The organism is Protofrankia sp. CiP1_Cm_nod4, from assembly GCF_982290645.1.
On the sequence record NZ_CEVIVC010000041.1, the window covers coordinates 26,921 to 28,309 of the forward strand.

Below are 1,389 nucleotides of genomic sequence, written 5' to 3' on the forward strand. Positions count from 1 at the left end.
CGGTCACCGGCCGACGGCCGCTAGTCGACGGGCCGCAGGCTCATCGGGCCGTAGACCCTGCGGTCGCCCTCGTGGAGCACCACCTGTTGGACGCCGGCGGCCAGCAGCTCCTGCCAGATCTCCCCCAGCCAGGTCTCGGCGTCGCTCTGGGTCGGGAACGACTCCGACGGCAATGAGCCGGCGGGGGTGACCACCCCACCGTCCTCCGTCTCGAAACGCCAGGTCCAGCTCACCGTTTGGCCTCCTTGCCCAGGTCGTCGGTCCTCTTCGCTGTCCGTCGGAGACCATCCAACACCGGCGGTGGGCCCGGAGGAGACGACCAGCGGCGAGAGCGGCGGCGGCTGGGTGAACCGAACAGGTGGCCGGTGGACGGAAACACCCCATACGATCCGTCGGACGGCCGGGCCGGTCGACACAGAGGAAGGAGACCGTGATCATGGCTTCGCACGGTGTCACGACGTTGCTCGCGGAGGCCACCGCCGAGTCGCACGAGGCGCCCATGGTCTGGTGGCAGGTCGGGCTGGTCACGATCGGCGCGATCCTGCTCCTCGGTGTCGTGATCGCGCTCATGACGCTGGCCGACCGCAGGCGTCATCCGCACCCGTAGGCGTCCGGGCAGGTGCGCCTGAGGCTGCTGGGCACGGGGTCGGCCGACGGCTGGCCCAACCCGTGGTGCGGGTGCGCGTCCTGCGGGTGGGCCCGCGAACACCAGGTGCGCACCCAGACCGCGGTGCTCGTCGAGGACCGCCTGCTCATCGACTGCGGGCCGGACGTGCCGCGCGCCGCCACCAGGTTCGGGGTGCGGCTCGCCGACGTGCGTCATCTGCTGTTCAGCCACGCCCACGGCGATCACACCAGCCCCGAGGCCCTGCTGTGGCGGACGTGGTCGACGGTGGCCACCCGCCCGCTGGACGTCGTCGGGCCGCCCGCCTCGCTGGACGCCTGCCGCCCCTTCGTGGCGCCCCCGGACGGGGACACCGGGGCGTTGCGGTTCCACCCGGCACATGCCGGTGACGTCCTGTCACTGGACGGTTTCGTCATCCGCGCGCTGGCGGCCAACCACGGAGCCGCGTTCGTGGGCCCGGCGCTGCTCTACGACATCACGGCCCCCGACGGCGGGCGTCTGCTCTACGCCTGCGACACCGCCGCGCCGCTGCCACCGGCGACCCTGGACGCGCTGGCCGGCCGCGCCTTCGACGTCGTGCTGATGGAGGAGAACAACGGCGACCGGCCCGGCTTCGGCGACCACCTCGACCTGGCGACGTTCGCCGACGTCCTCGCGGAGCTGCGGCGGCGGGGCGCCGTGGCCGAGGCAACCCGGGTCGTCGCCGTCCACCTCGGCCACCGCAACCCGCCCGGCGACGAGCTCGCCCGGCGGCTGGCACTGAT

At 73.1% G+C, this 1,389-nt stretch carries 3 protein-coding genes; 2 read left to right on the forward strand and 1 reads right to left on the reverse strand.

What is annotated here, in order from left to right:
• Positions 1 to 20: 20 nt before the first annotated feature.
• Positions 21 to 233, reverse strand: coding sequence for a hypothetical protein (locus AC5LSR_RS10375; protein WP_250285807.1), 213 nt, complete (start codon positions 231 to 233; stop codon positions 21 to 23).
• A gap of 203 nt (positions 234 to 436) precedes the next feature.
• Between AC5LSR_RS10375 and AC5LSR_RS10380 the strand changes: the two genes are divergently transcribed.
• Positions 437 to 607 (forward strand): hypothetical protein, encoded by a 171-nt coding sequence (locus AC5LSR_RS10380; protein WP_250285808.1) that lies wholly within the window; start codon positions 437 to 439, stop codon positions 605 to 607.
• Positions 608 to 619: 12 nt separating this feature from the next.
• The coding region (locus tag AC5LSR_RS10385; RefSeq protein ID WP_493468386.1) for an MBL fold metallo-hydrolase at positions 620 to 1,389 on the forward strand (770 nt) is incomplete at its 3' end.

Bases quoted from the DNA above. Each gene is read 5' to 3' on its own strand.
- AC5LSR_RS10380 (WP_250285808.1), top strand. From the start codon at position 437: ATGGCTTCGCACGGTGTCACGACGTTGCTCGCGGAGGCCACCGCCGAG.